Origin of the sequence: Gordonia aurantiaca (assembly GCF_039939235.1) — a bacterium.
Taxonomy (GTDB): Bacteria; Actinomycetota; Actinomycetes; order Mycobacteriales; family Mycobacteriaceae; genus Gordonia.
The window spans coordinates 166,873-189,256 of the sequence record NZ_JBDUUF010000006.1; the positions used below are offsets into that span (position 1 = coordinate 166,873).

General features: G+C 66.4%; 19 protein-coding genes. 9 read left to right on the forward strand and 10 right to left on the reverse strand.

Features of this window, described 5'->3' with window-relative positions:
* Window positions 1–96: 96 nt before the first annotated feature.
* The 3 genes from eat to eutC are packed head-to-tail and all read left to right on the forward strand — an operon-like array spanning window position 97 to window position 3,730.
* Window positions 97–1,551: an ethanolamine permease gene (gene eat, locus ABFT43_RS13570; protein WP_347960883.1), complete on the forward strand. Its 1,455-nt coding sequence runs from the start codon at window positions 97–99 to the stop codon at window positions 1,549–1,551.
* Complete coding sequence (locus tag ABFT43_RS13575) at window positions 1,548–2,957, forward strand: ethanolamine ammonia-lyase subunit EutB (protein WP_347960884.1); 1,410 nt, start codon at window positions 1,548–1,550, stop codon at window positions 2,955–2,957. Before eat ends, ABFT43_RS13575 begins: the two co-directional genes overlap by 4 nt.
* Complete coding sequence (gene eutC, locus ABFT43_RS13580; RefSeq protein ID WP_347960885.1) at window positions 2,954–3,730, forward strand: ethanolamine ammonia-lyase subunit EutC; 777 nt, start codon at window positions 2,954–2,956, stop codon at window positions 3,728–3,730. Before ABFT43_RS13575 ends, eutC begins: the two co-directional genes overlap by 4 nt.
* A 114-nt stretch (window positions 3,731–3,844) precedes the next feature.
* Here eutC and ABFT43_RS13585 read toward each other — a convergent pair whose 3' ends face one another.
* Both ABFT43_RS13585 and ABFT43_RS13590 read right to left on the reverse strand, forming a co-directional pair.
* Window positions 3,845–4,306 (reverse strand): hypothetical protein, encoded by a 462-nt coding sequence (locus ABFT43_RS13585; protein WP_347960886.1) that lies wholly within the window; start codon window positions 4,304–4,306, stop codon window positions 3,845–3,847.
* Between the two features lie 117 nt (window positions 4,307–4,423).
* On the reverse strand, window positions 4,424–5,185 hold the full coding sequence (locus tag ABFT43_RS13590; RefSeq protein ID WP_347960887.1) for a hypothetical protein: 762 nt from the start codon (window positions 5,183–5,185) through the stop codon (window positions 4,424–4,426).
* Between the two features lie 113 nt (window positions 5,186–5,298).
* Between ABFT43_RS13590 and ABFT43_RS13595 the strand changes: the two genes are divergently transcribed.
* A complete protein-coding gene (locus ABFT43_RS13595; protein ID WP_347960888.1) occupies window positions 5,299–5,775 on the forward strand; it encodes a MarR family winged helix-turn-helix transcriptional regulator in 477 nt (158 codons plus the stop codon).
* A 21-nt stretch (window positions 5,776–5,796) separates the two neighbouring features.
* Here ABFT43_RS13595 and ABFT43_RS13600 read toward each other — a convergent pair whose 3' ends face one another.
* On the reverse strand, window positions 5,797–6,837 hold the full coding sequence (locus tag ABFT43_RS13600) for an isopenicillin N synthase family dioxygenase (RefSeq protein ID WP_347960889.1): 1,041 nt from the start codon (window positions 6,835–6,837) through the stop codon (window positions 5,797–5,799).
* Window positions 6,838–7,397: 560 nt separating this feature from the next.
* On the opposite strand from ABFT43_RS13600, the gene ABFT43_RS13605 reads away from it, so the two are divergent.
* Window positions 7,398–8,339, forward strand: a complete 942-nt coding sequence (locus tag ABFT43_RS13605) for a 1-phosphofructokinase family hexose kinase (RefSeq protein WP_347960890.1) — start codon at window positions 7,398–7,400, stop codon at window positions 8,337–8,339.
* Here the strand turns inward: ABFT43_RS13605 and ABFT43_RS13610 are convergent, their stop codons facing one another.
* Both ABFT43_RS13610 and ABFT43_RS13615 read right to left on the reverse strand, forming a co-directional pair.
* Window positions 8,340–10,346 (reverse strand): fatty acid desaturase, encoded by a 2,007-nt coding sequence (locus ABFT43_RS13610; protein WP_347960891.1) that lies wholly within the window; start codon window positions 10,344–10,346, stop codon window positions 8,340–8,342.
* A gap of 93 nt (window positions 10,347–10,439) precedes the next feature.
* Window positions 10,440–11,699 (reverse strand): PucR family transcriptional regulator, encoded by a 1,260-nt coding sequence (locus ABFT43_RS13615; RefSeq protein ID WP_347960892.1) that lies wholly within the window; start codon window positions 11,697–11,699, stop codon window positions 10,440–10,442.
* Window positions 11,700–11,949: 250 nt separating this feature from the next.
* Between ABFT43_RS13615 and ABFT43_RS13620 the strand changes: the two genes are divergently transcribed.
* Complete coding sequence (locus tag ABFT43_RS13620; RefSeq protein ID WP_347960893.1) at window positions 11,950–12,366, forward strand: Hsp20/alpha crystallin family protein; 417 nt, start codon at window positions 11,950–11,952, stop codon at window positions 12,364–12,366.
* A gap of 100 nt (window positions 12,367–12,466) precedes the next feature.
* Here ABFT43_RS13620 and ABFT43_RS13625 read toward each other — a convergent pair whose 3' ends face one another.
* Window positions 12,467–13,102, reverse strand: a complete 636-nt coding sequence (locus ABFT43_RS13625) for a TetR/AcrR family transcriptional regulator (RefSeq protein ID WP_347960894.1) — start codon at window positions 13,100–13,102, stop codon at window positions 12,467–12,469.
* A gap of 174 nt (window positions 13,103–13,276) precedes the next feature.
* On the opposite strand from ABFT43_RS13625, the gene ABFT43_RS13630 reads away from it, so the two are divergent.
* Genes ABFT43_RS13630 through ABFT43_RS13640 form a run of 3 tightly spaced genes read left to right on the forward strand, consistent with a single transcriptional unit; the run spans window position 13,277 to window position 16,252 of the window.
* Complete coding sequence (locus tag ABFT43_RS13630; RefSeq protein WP_347960895.1) at window positions 13,277–13,597, forward strand: 2Fe-2S iron-sulfur cluster-binding protein; 321 nt, start codon at window positions 13,277–13,279, stop codon at window positions 13,595–13,597.
* 19 nt (window positions 13,598–13,616) lie between these two features.
* On the forward strand, window positions 13,617–15,005 hold the full coding sequence (locus ABFT43_RS13635) for a cytochrome P450 (protein ID WP_347960896.1): 1,389 nt from the start codon (window positions 13,617–13,619) through the stop codon (window positions 15,003–15,005).
* Window positions 15,002–16,252: an NAD(P)/FAD-dependent oxidoreductase gene (locus tag ABFT43_RS13640; RefSeq protein WP_347960897.1), complete on the forward strand. Its 1,251-nt coding sequence runs from the start codon at window positions 15,002–15,004 to the stop codon at window positions 16,250–16,252. Before ABFT43_RS13635 ends, ABFT43_RS13640 begins: the two co-directional genes overlap by 4 nt.
* Window positions 16,253–16,259: 7 nt before the next feature.
* On the opposite strand, the gene ABFT43_RS13645 is transcribed toward ABFT43_RS13640, so the two are convergent.
* From ABFT43_RS13645 to ABFT43_RS13660, 4 genes are all read right to left on the reverse strand, one after another.
* A complete protein-coding gene (locus tag ABFT43_RS13645; RefSeq protein ID WP_347960898.1) occupies window positions 16,260–16,982 on the reverse strand; it encodes an ABC transporter ATP-binding protein in 723 nt (240 codons plus the stop codon).
* Window positions 16,979–19,774 (reverse strand): branched-chain amino acid ABC transporter permease/ATP-binding protein, encoded by a 2,796-nt coding sequence (locus ABFT43_RS13650; RefSeq protein WP_347960899.1) that lies wholly within the window; start codon window positions 19,772–19,774, stop codon window positions 16,979–16,981. Before ABFT43_RS13650 ends, ABFT43_RS13645 begins: the two co-directional genes overlap by 4 nt.
* 101 nt (window positions 19,775–19,875) lie before the next feature.
* Window positions 19,876–21,120 (reverse strand): ABC transporter substrate-binding protein, encoded by a 1,245-nt coding sequence (locus ABFT43_RS13655; RefSeq protein WP_347960900.1) that lies wholly within the window; start codon window positions 21,118–21,120, stop codon window positions 19,876–19,878.
* Between the two features lie 304 nt (window positions 21,121–21,424).
* On the reverse strand, window positions 21,425–22,048 hold the full coding sequence (locus tag ABFT43_RS13660) for a GNAT family N-acetyltransferase (protein WP_347960901.1): 624 nt from the start codon (window positions 22,046–22,048) through the stop codon (window positions 21,425–21,427).
* Between the last annotated feature and the right edge of the window lie 336 nt (window positions 22,049–22,384).

The following is a 22,384-nucleotide window of genomic DNA, read 5'->3' on the forward strand; positions in this document are numbered from 1 at the left end:
GATTGCAACGTTGGCCCTTCTAGTGTCGGGCGTCACGTTTATGGATCGGTGTTGCCTGGGTAACCGGGCGCCGGTCGTGTCCCGAGGAGGCCCACCATGGCTGTCGACGAGTCGACGAGTTCGCACCAACATCACCACCACGTAGGCGGAGTGGACAGTCACGCGGAGTCTGCGGATTATCTTGCGAAACGTCAACTCAAGGGCGGCACCGCCGGGTGGCGCCTGCTCGCCGGGCTGGGAGTCAGCTACGTGGTATCCGGCGACTACTCGGGCTGGAACTTCGGACTCGGACACGGCGGCTTCGGTGGCCTCGCGATCGCCGCGGTCGTGATCGCCGCGATGTACCTGTGTCTGGTCTTGGGGATGGCCGAACTGTCCTCGGCGCTCCCCGCGGCCGGTGGCGGATACACGTTCGCCCGCCGCGCACTCGGTCCGTGGGGCGGATTCGCCACGGGTACAGCGATATTGATCGAATATTCGATTGCCCCGGCTGCCATCGCGACATTCATCGGCGCCTACGTCGAATCGCTGAACCTGTTCGGGATCACCGACGGCTGGTGGGTCTATCTGGTCGTGTACGCGATCTTCATCGGCATCCACCTGTCGGGCGCCGGTGAGGCATTGAAGGTGATGTTCGCGATCACCGCCATCGCTCTGGTCGGTCTGGTCATCTTCGCGATCAGCGCAATCGGGCATTTCGAGGTCGCCAACCTCACCGACATCGCACCCAACGACGCTGCCGGTGCATCGTCCTTCCTGCCGTACGGCTACATCGGGATCTGGGCGGCCATTCCGTTCGCGATCTGGTTCTTCCTGGCGATCGAGGGTGTGCCGCTGGCGGCCGAAGAGACCGCCGATCCCGAACGCAACGTTCCGCGGGGCATCATCGCCGCGATCAGCGTCCTGCTCGTCACCTGTGTCACCGTGCTGTTCCTGACGACCGGCGCGGGTGGCGCAGGTCCGATGTCAGAGTCGGGGAATCCCCTGGTCGAGGCCCTGGGCGGTTCGTCGATGGCCAAGGTGGTCAACTACATCGGACTCGCCGGCCTCGTTGCGAGCTTCTTCTCGATCATCTACGCCTACTCGCGCCAGTTGTTCGCACTCTCGCGGGCCGGGTACCTCCCGACGGTGCTGTCGGTGACCAACCGCCGCAAGGCACCGATGCTGGCGCTGATCGTGCCGGGGATCATCGGTTTCTTGCTGTCGCTCACCGGAAAAGGCGATCTGCTGCTGAACATGGCCGTCTTCGGTGCCGCCTCGAGTTACGTGTTGATAATGGTCAGCCACATCGTTCTGCGGCGCCGTGAACCGGACATGAAGCGTCCCTATCGCACTCCCGGTGGCGTCGTGACCACCGGCTTCGCGCTCGTCATCGCGGTCATCGCCGTCATTGCGACGTTCCTCGTCGACGTCGTGGCCGCCCTGTGTTGCCTCGGGGTGTTCGCTGCGTTCATGCTCTATTTCGCGATGTACAGCCGTCATCGGCTCGTTGCCAACTCGCCCGACGAGGAATTCGCCGCCCTCGCCCAGGCCGAGGAGGACCTGCGATGACCTATACCCAGTCGATATCGGGCACGACCTACACCTTCGACGGCCTCGTCGAACTCATGGCCAAGGCCACTCCCCGACGCTCCGGAGACGAACTCGCCGGGTGCGCTGCCGAGTCCGACGCCGAACGTGCCGCAGCCGCATGGCAACTCGCGGACGTGTCGTTGACGACCTTCCTCGACGAGCAGGTCGTCCCGTACGAGACCGACGAGGTCACCCGGCTGATCATCGACACGCACGACCGCGCGGCCTTCCAGTCGATCGCACACCTCACCGTCGGCGGACTTCGTGACTGGTTGCTCGAAACCTCGTCTCGCACAGACAGTGCCGCTCAGATCGCCGCGGTGGCGCCGGGGCTGACACCGGAAACGGTTGCCGCCGTGTCGAAGATCATGCGCAACCAGGACCTGATCCTGGTCGCCTCGGCTGCGACGGTGACCGCGGCTTTCCGCACCACGGTCGGCCTGCCGGGCCGGATCGCCACGCGTCTGCAGCCGAACCATCCGACCGACGACCCTCGCGGCATCGCCGCGGCGATCCTGGACGGCCTGCTGATGGGATGTGGGGACGCGGTGATCGGCATCAACCCGGCAACCGACTCCCCTCACGCCACCTCGGATCTGCTCTACCTGCTCGACGACATCCGGCAACGCTTCGAGATCCCGATGCAATCCTGCGTCCTGTCCCACGTCACCACCACCGTGGACCTGATCGAGAAAGGCGTTCCGGTCGACCTCGTGTTCCAGTCGATCGCCGGTACCGAGGGCGCCAACCGCAGTTTCGGCATCGACCTCGCGATGCTGCGAGAGGCCGACGAAGCGGCGCGGTCACTGCACCGCGGCACCGTCGGTCACAACCTGATGTACCTCGAGACCGGGCAGGGATCAGCGCTTTCTGCGGGTGCACACCTAGGCACCGACGGCAAACCGGTGGATCAACAGACACTGGAAGCACGTGCATACGCCGTGGCGCGAGTGCTCGAACCACTCCTGGTCAACACCGTCGTCGGGTTCATCGGTCCCGAGTACCTCTACGACGGCAAACAGATCATCCGCGCCGGACTCGAAGATCACTTCTGCGGCAAGCTGCTCGGGCTGCCCATGGGCGTCGACGTCTGCTACACCAATCATGCCGAGGCCGACCAGGACGACATGGACACTCTCCTCACCCTGCTCGGCGTCGCGGGCGCGGCCTTCGTCATCGCGGTCCCGGGCGCCGACGACGTGATGCTCGGCTACCAGAGTCTCGCGTTCCACGACGCGCTGTACGTGCGCCAGGCGCTCGGCCTGCGTCCGGCGCCGGAGTTCGAGGAATGGCTGGCCGGACTCGGCATGGCCGACACCGATGGTCGTATCCTGCCCGTCGACCTGGTCAGTTCTCCCCTACGTGCGCTGGCGGCGGCCCGATGAACGATCCCGCCCGCCAACCCGTCGAAGACCACTGGGCCGAGCTGCGCTCCGCCACTCGAGCGCGGATAGGGCTGGGACGGGTCGGCAATTCCCTGCCCTCGCGTCGGGTCCTCGAGTTCAAGGCCGCCCATTCCGCGGCCCGCGACGCCGTGCACGAACCGCTCGACGTCGACAACCTGGCCGAGCAGATCGGTGATCTCGACGTCGGGCCGCCCCTGCACGTCCAGAGCCGGGCGGACTGCCGTGGCGAGTACCTGCGGCGTCCGGACCTCGGGCGGCAGCCCGCGGACCTGTCGCACCTGCCCGAGACCGGCACCGACATCGCCATCGTCCTGGCCGACGGACTGTCGCCGCGCGCACTCACCGACCACGGACGAGGACTGCTGCAAGCGCTTCTCGACGTCTTCGGGTCGGCGTACACGCTCTCTCCCCCGGTCATCGCGACCCAGGCTCGTGTTGCCCTCGGCGACCACATCGGCGAGGCCCTGCGAGCCCAGACCATGATCATGATCATCGGTGAACGGCCCGGCCTGTCTGTCGCCGACAGTCTCGGTATCTATCTTACTCATCACCCGCGAGCCGGCCGCACCGACGCAGATCGCAACTGCATCTCCAACATCCACCCGCCCGACGGTCTGGACTACGCAACCGCTGCCGCGATCACCGCAGCATTGGTCGACGGTGCCCGCAAGCTCGGGAGATCAGGCGTTGCCCTGAAGGACACCTCACGCGGCCAACTCTCCGAAAGCGACGCGCCGGTCCTGGACGTCTGACCCGCGTGCAGGTATCGGAACCGCGATTTCGTGGTGCACCGCTGCCACGTCGTGGCTTTCGCCGATGCGGTCGCGAGGCAACCGAAGCGGCGACGGAGGTCTCGCGGCCGGCGGTCAGCTCTCTGCGGGGTGGTTCGCGCGGGCCGGGCCTGGATGTCGGCTCGCCACGACCCCGGCGACTGCGGTCGCCAGGCTCGCGGCCACTGCGACCGCCAGCGCGGCCAGCGCAGAGATGGCGAGCGCGTTCGCGGCCGAGTACGAGATCCCGGTCCACGACATCAGCGGCGACGACCAGTCGCCCGAATCCCCGCCGTCGGGGATCGCGATGGTCACCATGGCCGCGCACAGATACCAGGAGCATGTGGTGACCGCGAACGAGCGCCGCACACTCCGCGCCTCGCGTGCATCCCGATCGAATGCCTGGACGATGACGGGCAGATACAGCGCCACCAGGACCGCCGGCGAGTACACGATCGCAAGAACCGACACCCACCCCGCATCCCCACCGAGAACCTCGCGCCCCAGGACGAAGAACACGTAGATCGCAAGAGGGAGCACCCAGATCAGTACGCGCATGGCGCGACCGGATCGCCCGGACATCGTCATGGTCACATTCAACCAACCGGCGCCCAACCGACCGGCGCCGCGGATCGACGCGATCCGAATGACGTCGGGTACCGCGGTCCCCCGAACCTAGAACCTGACCGAGAGATTCTGCGTCGCGAGGCGTCGGACGCCCCAGAAGTAGGTCAGCAATGGCATGGTGCACCACAGCAGGTTGAGCAGCACGAACTTGATCCACAGGTCGGCGGGACTTGCGACGTTGCCGAGTTCGTTCGCGATCTCGGTGCCGAAATACACTGCCGGAAGCGTCACTTCGACGATCATTCCGCCCATGATCAGTGACAGCTGCGTGCTCGTGAAGCGCTTGCCGTTGCGGAAGAACTGCACCAGGGCGTAGAGCTCGAACACGCCGACGAACAACGCGATCCACTCGAGGGTCACGACCAGCGGGTCGCCGTTGAGGTAGCGGGCGTCCCCGCCGAGGAGATATGGCGACCACATGTAGGTCCAGACGGATCCGTTCAGCACACCCTTTTTGATCTGGTCGTAGAAGAACAACCACGGAAGTTCCCAGATGAATCTCGGAGCGAGGGCGATGAAGACCCACACGATGATCATTGCCCCCAGTCGGTCCGAGCGTGACCGGTCGCGTCGATCCGGGAGCGGAAGCCAGGGAAGAGTGAGTGCGGTGACAAACGTGAGGACCACCAGGACCACCAGGGCCGACGATGCGATGTTGTGCGGCACACCCATTTTCGTCTCGAGGAACCAGAAGGTCGGCTGGATCACGATGAAGAACGCGACCAGGCCGAAGAGACCCTTCTGTAGCGAGGACAAGCCGGACTCACGCGCGATCTGCTCCTGATCGCTTCCGGATGCGGTGCCGGTCATCGGCCCGGTTCCATCCTGAGTCCGACGTTCACCCACGGCGATCACCCCACTGCGATTAAGCTACTTAACCATAGGGTGCTCGACGCCGGCACGTCCTGACTTCGGAGGAACCCATGACCGATTCGCGCCGGCGCACCGCCCTCGAGGCCGCGGTCACGGCCTCGATGCTGAGGGTGTTCGACAAGGTCCAGCGCTCCCGGCGCCTGGCCAGGGACTACGGCACCGGTGACCGGTTGACGATGGTGGAGGCGGAGGTCTGCCAGCTCATCGACTCGCTGGGGTCGGTCTCCCCCAGTGAACTCGCCGAGCGCACCGGCGTCAGCCGCCCGGCGATCTCCCAGGCGCTCAACAAGATGCGCGTCCACGGGTTGGTGAGCGTCGAGAGTGCACCGGGAAACGGCAAGGCCAGGGTGGTGCGGCTGACCGATGCCGGAGCACGGGTTGCTGCCGGGGTGAACGCCATGCATCGGGAGATGGCTGCTGCGGTCTATGCGGACTCGGCCGATGACCACCTCGAGGCGCACCTCGGCCTGTTCGAACGTCTCGACTCCTACTTCGCGCAGGTGATTCACGAGGAACGCCGACGGTGACGCCCGGGTGCGGCCGACATCTCATCCGCCGGCCGACAGAACCCGATCCGCTTCGCGTTCGGCCGCCGTGTTCAGCACGCCCGCCCGTGAACCCGCGAGCTTGGCGGCGATGTGTTCGTCGACGGTGACGTCGCGATAGAGCCGTGGGTGCTCGTGGTCGACGAACTTCTCGAGCGGTCCGACCACGGCCTCGGCGTCTCCGTCGAAGAAGAAGGCCGCGGACCGACGTCGCCGGATGGTCCCGTCGACGATCGGCGGTTTGACCCGATGTAGCGTCGACAGCCACTGCTCGTTGGTCAGGCGGGTGGTGAGGTCACCGAGGTTGATCAGGAGGGCGTCGTCGGCCGGACTGACGTCATGCCACCGGCCGCCGTGGAGTACCTGGAGGCCCGTGACCTGGTCGGCGCACAGGATGGTGACGATTCCGAAGTCGGTGTGCTCGCCCATCCCGATGAGGTCGTCGTTCATATCGACATGGGTGCCCTCGGGCAACGCATAGTTGTTCATGCGCAGCACCTCGATGGGGTGGGTGGCCAGGCCGGCGATCGTGCCCCGCGGCAGGACGAGGGCGTCCTCGAAGATCGTCACCATCGTCCGGGCGACGCGACCGGCCTCGGCGAACCACGCGTGCACGCGGTCCCGGAACCCGTCGACGTCGGGCCAGGTGTTCTCGGCATAGTGGTGCTCGATCAATGTCGTGCCCGGGTGGTCCGAGACCGAGGACCCCACGTTGTAGGCCTCGAAGAAGTCCTTCATCCGCGTCTCGGACTGGACGCCGGCGCTCAATGCGAGCGACTCGGACCTCGGAGGTGTGTAGCCGCGGTTCGCCGACGCCGGGCGACGCCACCGGCACTTCTCCTCGAGTGGCCGGCCGAAGAAGTCGTCGATGGCCGACATGAGGCCCGCATGTGCCTCCGGAGCGATGCGGTGTCCCAGGATCTGGATGAAACCCACGGAGCGGCAGGCGGAGTCGACAGCTGCAGCGACGGCTGCGCGCTCCTCGTCGGTGCCACCCCGGGTGTACGGGCTGATGTCGACAGCGGGAACTTCGAATGTGCTCACGAAACTCTCCTTGTTCGGTGCAAGCGCTGACGCTTGTTCGGTGCAAACGCTGACGCGCCCGGAGGTGTCCGCTTTCCCGGCCAGGAGGAGGCCTTGCTGTCTTGTTGAACTCGGGCGACGACCACGATACGGCGTGGAGGTTTCGACCGTGTTTCGTTTTCTCGCGGTGCGGGTGGATCGCTGACGATCCGCCCGCGCAGAGGTCGTCTACGGCTCTCGAATGCCCGTGTCGGTCTCGTCCGCGGAGGTGTCGGCGTCTCCGTGACCGTCACACCACCGGCCTGCGGGTACCTGTGCGCGGACCTCGTCGACGTGGTCTCCGCAGCCGGCCCACGTCGTCTTGCCGCACGTCGTGCAGGTGGTCGCGTAGCACATCCGGGTGTTCCTCTCCGAGGGCGAGACCGAGAACGTTCATATGGGAGTATACCCCCTGGGGTATAAGGTGTCGCGTGGATGCCCTGCAGGGCCAAAGACTCTTTCCACCCGCGTCGATGGGGAGCAGAGTCAAGAGCGAAGCCCCAGCGTCCGAACAGAGTTCATCACATCGGGAGGTCGAGCCGATGCCGCACATCCTCACCGTGACCATGAACCCCGCGCTGGACATCCACTCGACGGTCCCGCAACTGATTCCCGGCTCCAAGATGCGGTGCAGCGCACCCCGATACGACCCCGGGGGCGGAGGGATCAACGTCGCCCGCACCGCACAGCGTCTCGGGATCTCATCGACGGCGATCATCGTCAGCGGCGGATTCACCGGCCACCGCATCGAGTCGTTGCTGGAGGCCGACGGTCTCGACCTCCGGGTCATCGAGGTCGAGCAACCGACGCGCGAGTCGCTGATCGTCGTCGATGAGACCAGTGGCGAGTGCTACAGGTTCGTGCTGCCCGGTCCGCATCTACGCGCCGACGACGAGTTCCGCGCCCTCCGGGCCATCGACGCCTGTGCTGCCGACGCGTCGCACCTGGTTGTCAGCGGGAGTATGCCGCCGGGATGTTCACCGGGCTTCTTCGGCGCGGTGTCCCGGATCTCCCGGGACCGCGGGTGCCTGCTCGTCGTCGACACCAGCGGTGCCGCCCTGCACTGGGTGACGGGTGCGTACCTGATCAAGCCCAGCGTGCGTGAACTCCGCGATTTCGTCGGTGAGCCCCTGCCCGACCGCGCCTCGCAGATCCGCGCCGCACGCCACCTCATCGCCCGCAACATCAGCCAGGTCGTGCTGGTCTCGCTGGGCGCGGCGGGTGCGCTGGCCGTCACCGACCAAGAGGCCCACGAGATACCCGGAGTGCCGGTTGAGTCCGCGGGCACGGGCGTGGGGTCCGGTGACAGCATGGTCGCCGCGACAACTGTCGCCCTTGCCAGAGGGTGGTCGATCGTCGACGCCGTGCGCTACGGAAACGCGGCCGGGGCGGCGGCCATGCTCACCCCGGGCACCGAACCGCCACGGCCCGAGGACATCGACCGTCTCTACCATCAGGTCGTGCCACAGACGTTGTCGGAGTGACTAACCCTCATAGTCCACCGTGATCGAATCGCTGGTCGGGCGCGACTGGCAGGTCAGGATGAACCCGTCGGCCACCTCGGCGGGCGACAGCGCGAAGTTCTGCTCCATGTCGACCGTGCCCTGTGTGAGCCGCGCCGTACACGTGCCGCAGGCACCGCCCAGGCAGGCATAGGGTGCGTCGAGTCCGGACTTGAGCGTGGCCTCCAGAACCGTGTCGCCGGCGGCGAGTTCGATGTCGCGCTGCCGGCCGTCGAGTCCGACGGTGACCGTCGCCCGCGCGAAACCATCGGTGTGCGAGGGCGTTCGGCCCGTGAACACCTCGACGTGGACGTGCTCCGAGTCGACTCCGCGGGAGAGGAGCGTGTCGCGAATGCCGGTGACCATATCCACCGGGCCACACAAAAACCAGTCATCCACCGACGCCGCCGGGATCTCGGTGTCGAGCCAGCGGTTCAGTCTGGCGCGGTCGATGCGTCCGCGCAGAGACTCCGGGTGGTCGGTGTCACGGGACCGCACATCGACGATGCGCAATCTTCTCGGGTGCCTAGTGGCGAGATCCTCCAGCTCCGCGCGGAACATGGTGGTCTCGGCGTCCCGGTTTCCATATATCAGGGTGAACCGGTTCGTCGCCTCCAGGGCGAGTGCAGTCTCGAGGATCGAGCGGATCGGTGTGATTCCGCTCCCCACCGCGATTGCGACATAAGACTTTTCGGCAAGGGGATCGAACGCCGCCCCGAATGAACCCGCCGGCGACGACAGTTCCAGCACGTCCCCGGCCCGCAGCCGCTCCACGGCGAAGGTCGAGAACACGCCGCCGGCAACGCGTTTGACCCCGATCGAGAGGTCCCCCGAGGTGGGTGAGGAACAGATCGAGTAGGTGCGTCGAACCACTTCGCCGTCGATCGTGGCCCGGACGGTCACGTGCTGGCCGGGATCGAAGGCGAACACGTCCCGAAGGTGCTCTGGCACGTCGAATCGGATCCGGACGCTGTCCGCGGTGAGCCTGTCCACCGCAGCGATCGGGAGCGCATGGAACCGACCGGCCCTCGAGATCGCGCGTGGTGGATTCCGCAGCGGCAGAACGGGTGCCAGTCCCGCATTCAACTGCTTCCACTCGCGGTACTCCTCCGGCGTGAGCTCACGGCCGAAGGCCGTGCTGATCGCCGCATCGCGCTCGAGGTAGGCGTCCTCGTTCCGGCGCCACGCGGCCACATACCGGTGGAACGGAATCGACGGATGCAGATGGTGAACGAGATGGTAGTTCTGCGACAACAGAAGCGGGGTGAGAATCCACTCCGCACCGACGCGATTGCGGGTCGCGCGATACCGGTTCTCCTGCTGGGTGTCCGCCAGGTCGTGATGGGGCAGCCAGTCGAACCACCACGCCAGCACGAACATCGCGACCCGTTCCGGGATGAGGTAGACCAGCGCCAGCGTCCACAGATGTCCGGTCAGTGTGCAACCGACGAGGACGGCGACACTCGTGACCAGCAGCAGCGAGGTCTCCACCACCTCTGCCGTGGGCCGGCGCCGCACGTTGCGCAACCAGAACGACAGATACGGAACATCCATGAGCGCGAACCGGAAGGGCACCTGCCAGCGAGGTGCGCCGCTGACGAAATGATCCGGGTCGTTGTCGCCGTCGTTGGTGTTCCGGTGGTGCTCGATGTGGATGAACGCGAACGACTTGAACGAGATCAGCGGGGACACGAAGAACATCGCGACGCGACCGAAGGCGGCGTTGACCCACCGGTGCGTGCTGACCGAGTGGTGCGAGGCGTCGTGCAGCACGGTGAACAGCACGAAGATCGACGTCGCGCTCAGCAGGATGGTGACGACAGCGGGAAGCGTGTCGGTGACCGCCGCCCAGGTCGACCCGACGAACAGTGCGATGGCGGCGCTGAAGATGCCGACTATCGGCCACGAGAGGACGGGGATGCGTTCGCCGGGATCCGGCAGCGCCTGATGGGGTGCGTCGCGAACCGGCGATGCGGTGGGTGTTGCCATGACCCGGGACTGTACGAACGTCCGGCATGGTGCCACCAGAGGTCGAGCGCCCACCGACGTGTGCGCTCCGCACACCGATCAGGGGCTCGGGGATCAGGGGCTCGGGGTCTCTTCGGTGGTCAGGACGGCGTTTCCGAGCACGTCGGCCAGCCGCAGCGCGGCGTGCAGCTCGGCAACGCGTTCGGTGGCCCGCCGCCCGCGCCGCTCCTCCGCGCGCCGGACGCGCTGGAGCACGGTGTTCCGGTGGATCCCCAGTGCGTCGGCCGCCGTGGCGAGGCCGCCCTGGGCGTCGAGTACCGCCAGCAGGGCCTGCCGTTCCTCGTCCTCGCGACGCCCCGCCGTGGCGAGCGCACCGAGCTCGGCGGATACGAAGGCACGGGCGAGGTCCAGGTCGCCGGCGAGGACGTCCACCAACGCGATCTCGTCGTAGGACGTCACCGGCGCCTGCCGGCCACCGAGCTCGATGATCCGGCGGGTGCGCAGCGCCTGCGCATGGGAGTCGCGGAACCCGGTGGGTCCCTGGGCCGGTCGTCCCAGCGAGATCCGCACCGACGCGGGAAGCTGTGTGCCCAGGGGCGTGAGAACGGCGCGGGTGATCGTCGGAGCGCTCGCTGTAGCCGTCCAGCCCCACAGGGTCTGGGTGCCGTCGGGAACGAGCAGCGGATGATCGGATCCCAGACGGGCGCCGACGGCTCGGCCGACCCGCGCCAGGTCCGCGTCGTCGCGGTCGGACCAGCAGACGAACGCGGTCTGCCAACCCGTGAGCCGGTGCGACAGGGTGCTCTCCGCTCGTCGCAGATCGATGCGGTCCCCGGCGAGGAGTCGGCGGACCGCGTCGGTACGGGCTGCCCGAGCCCGGTTCTGGAGGCGGTCGAGTTCGGCCATGTACTCGGCGGCGACCTCGCTCGATATGCGGTCGATGTAGGCGAACGCGTAGCTCTGCAGTCGCGACACGAGCTCGACCGTGAGCGCCGGGTCGGGTACGAGGTCGTCGAGCCGCGCGAGGATGCGCTCACTGGCGTACGCATGCCCGAGCCGATAGAACCGCAGCATGACGTCGACGCTGTGCCCACGTGCCGCCATCGCCCGGGCGTGTTCCAGTGCGGTGACCGGCGCCACCGCCGCGGAAACGTCGATGCCGTTGCGCAGCATCGACAATGCGGCCTCGAGGTTCGACGAGCACGACCCGAGCGTCAGTCCGCGGAGTTCGTCGTCGTTCGCCACTTCCGGGATGCGTTCGACGATGTACTCCAGCATGTCGTCGGCGTAGGACGGTAGTCGCCGCATCAATTCGGCGGTGGTCCGGCGCAGCTCCGTCGCCAGAGAATCCGGAATGTCGTCCCAGTCGCTCATACGCACCATTGTGTGGGGCCCGATCGTCCGTCTCGTGACCCGGGCCGACCCCGGCGAATCGGATCGGCTCGATCTCGACCGAAAGGGTGCGCCGCGCGGATATTCGCGAAACGGATTTCAGGAATAAAGCAGAGAACGGTTTCGTCGGTAGAGGCGACGGGCTCGGGACCTCGAGACCTTGGGCCCTCGAAACCTGTCGGGAACTGCGTAGAACAGAAGGTGAAGGCTGTTTCTGGATAGGAGGTTGACGATGACCACGAACCAATTGGCGACACGTTCTCTGCTCCCGAACATCGCAGATTTCTTCAACAGCTTTCCCTCCGTTGATCTGCTCCGTTCGAACGGCCATCTGATCAAGGTCGAGGAAGAATTCGCCGACGGCAAGTACGTCGTCCGTGCCGAGCTCCCGGGCATCGATCCGGACAAGGACGTCAACGTGACGATCCGCAACGGCACGCTGACCATCAACGCCAAGCGAGAGCAGCGCGAGACCCGCGACGGGTACTCCGAGTTCTCCTACGGCGAGTTCACCAGGTCGCTGACCCTGCCCCAGGGCTTCGTCGAGGACGAGGTCAAGGCCGGCTACCGCGACGGGATTCTGACCGTCAGCGTGCCGGTCGCCGAGGAGAAGGCCGAAGGCAAGCAGGTCAAGATCGAGACCGAGTGACAGGCCGCTCGTCCCGCGCCGTCGTCAGCACTCCGCTACCCACCCCTCCCGGCGGCGTGGGACGAGTCCTTTGGGTGCAAGTCCCGCATTCCGGGGTGGGTCAGCCGACGGGGGCCTTGAGTCCGTGTAGGAGTGTGTTCAGCAACCGCTCGAAGGTGATCTCCCGCTCGGCCTCCGGCAGCAATCCCAGCGGGCCCTTGATGCAGAGCTCGGCGAAGCCGTGGACCGCCGCCCAGCAGATCACCTCGGCGTCGGATCGGCGCTCCGGGGGGATCTCCCCCACCGCCACCATCTCGTCGAGAATCATGTGCAGGATCGCGTACGGCCCCTCCGTGCGCTCGGAGAGGTCCGCGGTGACACCGGGTCGCGAGAACTCGGCATGGAACGCGACCTGGAACAGATGCGGCTCCTCGATGGCGAAGAGCGCATAGGCCCGTGCGGTCTCACGGAATCTGGCGCGTGCGACCTCGACCGGGTCCTGGTCCGACGGCACGGTGGCGATCCGCTCGCGCATGAGGTCGGCGAGTGTCGCCAACGCCCGGTCGGCGATGGACGTCATCAACTCCTGACGATCGGCGAAGTGTCGATACGCGGCGTTGTGGGACACCCCGGCTCGACGCGCCACCTCCCGCACGGTCACCTTCTCGGGTGCACTCGTGCGCGCCAGCTCCCACGCCTCGTCGATGAGGGCGCTGCGAAGGTTGCCGTGGTGGTAGGTGCTGCGCTCCGATGCCATGAGGGTCACTCTACCGAGGTGGGGCCACTGTCCGACCAGGCTGAACGCGTCGCCGGCGACTTTCTTGCCAACGGATGTTGACAAGGACAACATCGTGGTCCATTCTAATGTTGACACTGCCAACACCTAGTGGTGACCGTCACACCGGGGGCAGCCCAACCCGAGGAGGAAGTCATGGCCACCGTCACCTTCATCACGCACGACGGCGAAAAGCAGGAGGTCCCGTTCGTCGAGGGGCAGAACCTGATGCAGGTTGCGACCGACAACGGGATATCGGGAATCGACGGCGACTGCGGCGGCGACGCCGCCTGCGGCACCTGCCACGTCATCGTCGACCAGCAGTGGGCGGCCGCGACCGGCAGCCGCACGCCTGACGAAGAGCAGATGCTCGAGATGAATCCCGACTGCCAGGCGACGTCGCGCCTGTCGTGCCAGATCGCGCTGAAGGCCGAGCATGACGGCCTGATCGTCAACCTTCCCGAGTTCCAGTTCTGAGCCGATCGGAGAACCACTGATGCAGATCCTCGACCGCGTCGTCGAAACGGTGCAGGCCAACGTCCCGATCGATCGCCAGGTGCAGGGGCTCCAGTTCTACCACAAGGCGCGTGCCCGGCTGCTCGGCGACTCGCGGCCGGAATCCTTTGTGGAGAAACCCATCCCGCCGGTCGACGAGGTCTCGCTCGACGAGATCGACATGAGCAACCCGTTCATGTACCGGCAGGGACAGTGGCTTCCGTACTTCGCGCGCCTGCGCAAGGAGGCGCCCGTCCACTACCAGCCGAACAGCCGTTTCGGTCCGTTCTGGTCGATAACCCGCTACGACGACATCCTCACCGTCGACAAGGACCACGAGACCTTCTCGGCGGAACCATTCATCGTGATCGGCACTCCCCCGCCGGGTCTCGACGTCGAGATGTTCATCGCGATGGATCCGCCGCGACACGACGAGCAGCGTCGGGCGGTCCAGGGCGTCGTCGCGCCGAAGAACCTCAAGGAGATGGAGGGCCTGATCCGGGAGCGCGTGCAGGAGGTACTCGACAACCTGCCGGTCGGCACCCCGTTCAACTGGGTCGACCGCGTCTCGGTCGAGATCACCGCGCGGACGCTCGCGACAATCCTGGATTTCCCGTATGAGCAGCGCCGCAACCTCGTTCGCTGGTCCGATCTCGCCGCAGGCAGCGAGGAGGCCACCGGCGGCGCCAGCGATCCCGACGTGGTCTACAAGGCGGCCCTGGAGATGTGTCGAGCATTCAGTGCGCTGTGGCACGACAAGGCCGCACGGCGTGCCGCCGGTGAGGCGCCCGGCTTCGACCTCATCAGCATGCTGCAGTCCGACCCGAAGACCGCGGACCTCGTGAAGCGTCCGATGGAGTTCATCGGCAACCTGACCCTGCTGATCGTGGGCGGCAACGACACCACACGCAACTCGATGTCGGGTGGTGTCTACGCGCTGAACAAGTTCCCCGGTGAGTTCGACAAGCTCAAGGCCGATCCGAGCCTGATACCCAACATGGTCTCGGAGATCATCCGCTGGCAGACCCCGTTGGCCTACATGCGCCGGGTTGCCAAGAAGGACACGATCCTCAACGGCCAGTACATCCGCAAGGGTGACAAGCTCGTGATGTGGTATGCCTCGGGAAATCGGGACGAGACCAAGTTCGACAGCCCCGATGAACTCATCATCGACCGGCCGAATGCCCGCAACCACATGGCATTCGGGTTCGGCGTGCACCGCTGTATGGGCAACCGTCTCGCGGAACTGCAGTTGCGCATCCTCTGGGAGGAGCTGCTCCGGCGCTTCGACGACATCAAGGTCGTCGAGGAGCCCGAGTACGTGCAGTCGAACTTCGTCCGTGGCTACAGCAAGCTGATGGTCGAGCTGACGCCGAAGAAGCAGTCATGACCACGGGGCGCGCGGTCATCGTCGGTGCCAGCCATGCCGGCGCCCAACTGAGTGCCCAGCTGCGGTCGTCGGGTTGGGCCGGCGAGATCGTCATGATCGGTGAGGAGCCGTACCTGCCCTACCACCGTCCGCCGATGTCCAAGACGTATCTGGCGAACAGCGTCGGGATCGACGATCTGCTCATCCGTGGCGCGGAGTTCTACGAGCAGAAGGCCATCGAGTTCCGACGCGGGCGGGTCGAACGCATCGACCGCGACGCGCAGCGGGTGTTCCTCGCGGGCGGTGAGTCGCTCTCCTACGACCGGCTCGCACTCTGCGTGGGCGCGCGCCCCGTGGCCCTGCGGATCCCGGGCGCCGACCTCGCCGGCGTGTACTACCTGCGAACCGCCGAGGACGTCGAGGCCATCCGTGCCGACGTCCCGGGCAGCACGCGCGCGGTCATCGTCGGTGGCGGGTACATCGGCCTCGAGACCGCGGCATCGCTTCGCAAGCTCGGGCTCGACGTCACCGTCGTCGAGGCGGCCGACCGTGTTCTGAAAAGGGTGACCGCGCCGGAGGTCTCCGGGTTCTTCCAGCGCGTCCACGAGGCCGAGGGCGTCCGCATCCGCACGAGGGCCGCGGTCGAGGGATTCGAGGGTTCCGGACGCGTCACCGGGGTGCACCTCGCCGACGGCGAGAGGATCCCGGCGGACTTCGTGATCGTCGGAATCGGCGTCCGGCCGAACATCGAACTGGCGCAGGAGGCCGGACTCGCGGTCGACGACGGCGTGGTCATCGATGCGCAGGGCCGGACCAGCGATCCCCTCGTCACCGCGGCCGGTGACTGTGCCAACTACGACGACGCACGGTACGGCAGGTTGCGGCTGGAGTCCGTGCCCAGCGCCGGGGAACAGGCGAAGGTCGCCGCGGCAACCATGTGCGGTAAGGACGCCGCCATCGCCGCCCTGCCGTGGTTCTGGTCGGATCAGTACGACCTGAAACTCCAGATCGCCGGCCTCAACACCGGATACGACGAGGTCGTCCTGCGCGGTGACCCGGCCACGGAGCGCGAGTTCGCCTGCTTCTACCTGCGTGAGGGAGAGCTGATCGCCGCGGACTGCGTCAACCGCCCGCAGGAGTTCATGTTCGCCAAACGGGTGCTGTCACAGGGCCTGCCGGTCGATCCGCGGCAACTCGCGGATCTGTCGGTGCCGATCGCCTCGCAACTCGCATCCACTCGTCCGAGAGCCGACGTGGCCGCGCGCTAGCGGGGCGTCAAGACGGGACCGTCTCTCCGAGGTAGGCGTTCTCGATGAGTTCCGGCGTTTCGGCGAGCTCGGATGCGCTGCCGTTCAACACCTGTCGTCCATGCCGGATGACGAGTGCGGTGTCGGCGACGCCGAGGGCGAGCTGGACATGCTGCTCGACGAGCACCACCGCGGTGCCGGTCGTGTCGGCGACACCGCGCACGACCGGCAGCAGGCGTTCGACGATGACCGGCGCCAGGCCCATGCTCAGTTCGTCGATCAGCAGGACCTTGGGATGCCGGACCAGGGCGCGCCCGATCGCCAGCATCTGCTGTTCACCGCCGGACAGCGCGCCCGCCTGCACCTTCAATCGATCCGCCAGCTGCGGAAAGGTCCCGAGCACGGAGTCCTTCTCGGCCGTCCATGCACGTCGCGACGAGACGGCCAGTCGGAGGTTCTCCTCGACCGTCAACGTGGTGAACAGCGACCGGTCGTCCGGTACCAGAACCAGGCCGGCCCTGGCGGCGCTGCGGGCGTGCCCGGATCTCACCCGGTGGCCGTCGATCACGACCTCGCCTGCGAGGCTCGGCAACAGCCCGGCCAGCGTCAGAAGCACCGTCGTCTTCCCGGCACCGTTTGGTCCGAGGAGCGCGAGCACCTCTCCTGACGCCAGCTCGAGGTCGAACCCCCGGACACGGGGTCGTTCGTCGTATCCCGCATCCAGGCCGGTGCAGCTCAGCACGGTGCTCACGTCTTCAGCTCCTGTTCGGTGTGCGCTGCTCCGAGGTAGGCGCCGGTGACCGCCGGATCGTGGCGGATCTCGTCCGGCGTCCCGACGGCGATGACCTTGCCGAGATCAAGCACGACGATTCGGTCGCACACCTCGAGGACCAGGTCCATGTCGTGGTCGACCATCACGATGGTCAACCCGGCGTCGCGGATGGCGCGCAGGCGGTGCCCGAGCCACATGCTCTCGGTGCTGTCGAGGCCCGCGGCCGGTTCGTCGAGCAGGACCACGCGAGGGCGTCCGGCCAGCGCACGGGCAACCGACACCAGCTGTCGCTGTCCCTGCGACAGCTCTTTCACCGGACGGTCGATCACATCGGTGAGGTGCAACAACTCGAAGAGCCGGAGGAGGTCGTCCTCGCCGAGGGCCTGGGTGCCGCGCCGGTGTCGCGCGGCCGTGGTGCCGACGGCAACGTTCTCGCGGACGGACAGGTCGTCGTAGAGCTCGATGCCCTGAAACGTCCTGCCCAGGCCGTGACGGCTGCGTTCGTGAGGGCGTTTTCCGTCCAGGCTCTCGCCGTCGAGTGTGACCGAGCCGGTGGCGTGGGCGAATCCGCTGATGGCGTCGATGAATGTGGTCTTGCCGGCACCGTTGGGTCCGATGAGTCCGACGATCTCGCCGTCGCGCACATCGATGGTCACGTCGTCGACGGCGATGACACCGCCGTACCGCACACCGACCGACCTCGACGACAGGATGACGTCGCCGAGTGGCCATCCGGAATGGGTGGGGCCGGTGGCGGATTCAGACGGGATCGTGAGATCAATTGCGGTGTCGACGTTCTTGCGTCCGGCGATGATGCCGCGGAGCCGGTTCGTTGCCAGCCGGTTCGTTGCCAGCCAATTCGTTGCTCTGTGCAGCTCGGAGATGATGCCCTCGGGGTTGGCGATGATCGTGATGACCAGCAGGACGCCGGTGATGACGTGGTAGTAGTCGCCGAGGTCGATCGCACGGTCGAGGAAGACGAACAGCACGCCTCCGGCACCCATGATGCCGCCGAGGATGCCGCCGGAGACACAGGTGATCCCCGCGAGGTAGATGATGGCGAACATGCCGATTCCTGCGATGGCGCCGTAGGACTCGGGCACGACGACGGTCTGCTGGTAGGCCATCAGCGCACCGCCGATCCCGGCGATGAACGCGCCGATCGCGAATGCGGTCAGTTTGGTGCGCGACACGTCGACGCCCGCGGCCGCCGCGGAGCGTTCGTTGGCCCGGACGGCCAGCATGGACGCTCCGAGCCGGCTGGTGCGCAGTTTCGCGACACCCACCGCGACCAACACCAGCGCGATCAGACACAGAATCCCGAACGCGATGGTGGGATAGCTGTTGCCCGAACCGATCCCGAGGTCGAGACCGAAGAGGGTGGGGTCCTTCACCGTCGCGCCGTCGATGCCGCCGTTGAACTTGTTGTTGCGGAACCAGAACGCCTCCAGGAACACCGCGAGAGCGAGTGTCACCACCGCGACCGGGAGTCCGCGGATCCGCAGCGCGGGCAGCCCGACCACGACGCCGACGACCATCGCCACCGTCGCCGCGATCAGCGGGGCGATCGGGAACGGCACTCCCCAGTGCGTGGTGAGTCGCGCCATCATGTAAGCCGCGACGCCGGCCAGGGGTAACTGGGCCAGCGAGATCTGGCCGGCGAACCCGGTGATGACCACCTGCGACAGCGCGATGATCGCGACCAGGAAGGTGGCGATGACGGCCCCGCGGTGGCTGCCATCGGTGACCAACAGCAATCCCACGGCGAGGAGGGTGCCGACGATCGTGGCGGCGAGCAGGTTTCGCGGCCGTGGTGCCGCACCGAGGTTGTTCTGGATGATCGCACCCCTTGTCGGCAATGGTCGGCCGCGCACGATCAGGAACACGAGGATCATCGCCAACGGGATGAGTTCGGCCATGCCGGACTGCGGGATCCAGCTGACCGTCGACTGGAGGTGGGTCATCTCCGACTGCAACATCCCGATGGCCAGGCCGGCGGCGACGGCGGGGCCGATCGCATTGAAGTTCCCGACGAGCGCCGCCGCGAGGGCGGGCACGATGAACAGCGTGTAGGAGACCGGGATCAGCGGGACTATCGGAGCGATGAGTATGCCCGACAGGCCGGCGATCATCGTCGACAACGCCCAGTTCGCGTAGGCGATGCGTTCGGGTGAGAGACCGGTGACGATCGCGCCCTTCTCGGATTCGGCCGCGGCGCGGGTTGCCAGGCCGAAGCGGGTCAACCGGAAGGCCAGCACGAGCAGGATGGTGAGGACCACGACGAGTGCGGCGATCCAGATCCGGTCCGCCGGAACACGGATCCCGCCGATCTCCACTATCTCGGTGGGCAGGATCGCGTCGACCGATACCGGACTGGTGCCCACTCGTGCCGCGAGCACGGCTTGGATGACCAGCATGACCGCGATCGACGCCACCGCCTTGGCCGTGGCGGGTGCGGTCCGCAGGAACCGGAACACCGCGAAGTACAACAGGGCGCCGAGCGCGGCGGCGATCACCAGCGAGATCGTCATCGCCGGAGCCAATCCCAGCGGTCCCCCGAGATCGATCGTCTTGCCGAACCCCGGGATGGGGACGAGCAGTTCGCCATCACGCAGGTACGCGTAGGTGTACGCGATGTACAGCGCGACGGCGCCGGTGGCGAAGTTCACCACACCCGAGCTCCGATAGGTCATGACCAGAGCCAGTGCCAGCGCTGCGTAGACGGCGCCGTTGCCCAGTCCCAACAGGAGAAACTGAATGTCGTGGGTCATCAGTGACTTTCGGTCAGAGGGACTTCCGGTAGGGCTTTCGGTCGGGGCTCTTGGTCCCCTCGGCGGTCACCGGCGCTCTGGTGTGGTGAAGATCCGCCCGATCAGATGAGCTGTGGATCGACGAGCTTGCCGTCCTCTAGGGTCTCGACGACTCCCCCGCTTCCGCACACCGACGGCATCTGCGGCATGGCCTGCCCGTTGCAGGTGAAGGTGAGTCCGTACCCGGCGGGCAGCACGACGTCCTTGGCGCTCTTGATCGCCGAGATCAGTGCGGCGGGTGAGGTGTCGGATCCCTGTACGGACCCGGTGGCGCGGATCAGGCCGAGCATGCCCTGGTAGCCGATGACCGCGAAGCCCTCGGTGTCGGTCTCGGGTGCGTACTCGGCCATGATCGCCTTGTACAGTTGTGTCTCCGGGTCATCGGAGTTGACCGCCGACGACGTGAAGACCTTGGTGCCGTTGAGGTTCTGTGCGCCGACGGCCTCGATAACCTTCGGATCCGAGCACGGCTGGATGGTCATCTTCCGAGCGGTGGTCGACAGGGTGCTCAGTGCCTTGAACACCGAGGTGCACAGCGTCGATTCACCGATCACGACCACGCCGTCGGGGTTTCCGTCCAGTCCGGCGCTCACCTGCGGGGTGGCGTCCGGGGTGCCCGGCGGTATCGGCACGATCTCGAGGTTCACGCCGGCGGCCTGGAAAGCCGGGGTGCCCATCGCCTGCAGACCGGCGGTGGCGGCGGGGACGTCGATGGCGTAGGCCGTGACGTTCTTCATGCCCTGCTCGGCGGAGTACTTGGCCATCGATCCGAGCAGACCGGGCAGGCCGGCGGTCCACATGAAGGCGTTCGGGGTCGTCAACTCCGACGACGCCTGGCCGGCTGCGGACACGTACGGGATTCCGGCGCCGGTGATGATCGGAACCATCGAATTGCCCTGGCCGCTGCTGGTCATCAGGACTGCGGAGACGCCGGCCTCCACCATCTTGTTGGCGCAGTCGCGGGCCTGGTTGGCGTCCTCACCCTGCTTGCAGACGACCAGTTCGATGGGACGTCCGCCGATGCCGCCGAGGTTCTCGTTCGCGTATCCGACCACGGCCTCGGCGGCCTCGCGGTTCTCGGGCATCGAGACTGCCTGTCCGCCTTCGTTGTTGATGAGTCCGATCTTGACCGGCTCGCCGGTGGCCGCTTCCCCCGGGAACGATCCCTCGGGTGCCGCGACGCTCTGGGACGCGGAGCTGGTGTCACTGTCGTCGCTGCTGCACGCTGCGACCGATGCACTCACGGCGACCACCGCGATCGATGCGGCCACCAGTCTGGCGACCCGCGAGCCTCTGAACGGTTTCATCGACTGTCCTTTTCAGTTGAGGGGTGACGGCGACCCTGAACTGACGTCCTCTGTCACTTAGATGACTAGTGACATTGGGTTAACCATATGACGAAGAGTGACCTGTGTCACCGAAATGTTTCCGGGTCATTTGACCCGATCAGAGCCGAGGTGACGGATCGGTCGATGTGCGGGTAGGTCACGACAACCATGCCGCCCGGGGTCGGTGCACCTGCCGTTCCGGCGTCGTGCTTGGTGATTTGTTGCGGGGGTTGACGATCCCGGCCGTTGGCGATGTGTCGCGGGTCGGGCGTTCCCTCTCCGATCAGGATTCGGCGGTAACAGGCGGGTCCCACCGATGCATCCACAGCGTGGGCCCTCCGGTGAGCCTGTACTCCGCGTACACAGAACCGCCTCGCCGGGAGTAGAAGTCCGACATGTGGCGGTGAGTCGTGCTCCCTGTCACCGACGCTCCTGTACGGCGTGCGTAGTCGAGCACGGGTTCGATGAGTTGGACGGAGAGACCGCGGCGCCGATGATCGTGGTGGACGACATTGATGGGGATGTCGATGGCGCCGGGTACGGCTGCGTCGACGCAGGCCCGGCCGAATTCCCGAAAACGGTCGACGAAGCCCGGAATGGACGTCATGTAGTGGCGGTTGAGTGTCTCGAGTTCATCCGAGACCGTCGCCGGTGGCGTGCCCGGTTCGGTCACGGCGACCAGTGCGATGAGTTCGTCCGACTCGAATACTCCGTGGAGTCCATGGATGTTCGTCTCGAACATAACCTGGCCCAGCCATCGATAGGCGTCGGCCCGGGCCTTCTCCCCCAGGAACCAGCGGTAGACCGGTACCTCGTGAAGGCAGCTCTCGAGGAGATCGAGGGTGATCGTCATGTCGTCGGCGGTCAACCGGCGTGATCCCGCGACGGCGTCGAGGATCGTCTGCATGGTCAAGTGATACCACGCGCTGCCGGTCGTCGGCCTGAATACGCCCCGGGTGCGCGCGGAGTCATGTCGACAACGCTTCACACGCGAGTCGCGCAGATCCCGGCGGCCAAAAATCGGGACGAACTCGCACATCACGGTGCCGGACGCGCGGTCGGGCTGCATACTCGCAGGGGGTCGGATTCCGGATTGCATTTCCCCCAGCATCGGAGAAGACATGGGCGGCTTCCCTTTCACACCTCCCGAACTCGGCAATGGTTCGAGCGACGGCGTTCTCGAGCACATCATCGAGACGATCATGACCGGTTCGAGCGACGACGCGAACCCGGGCGATTAATC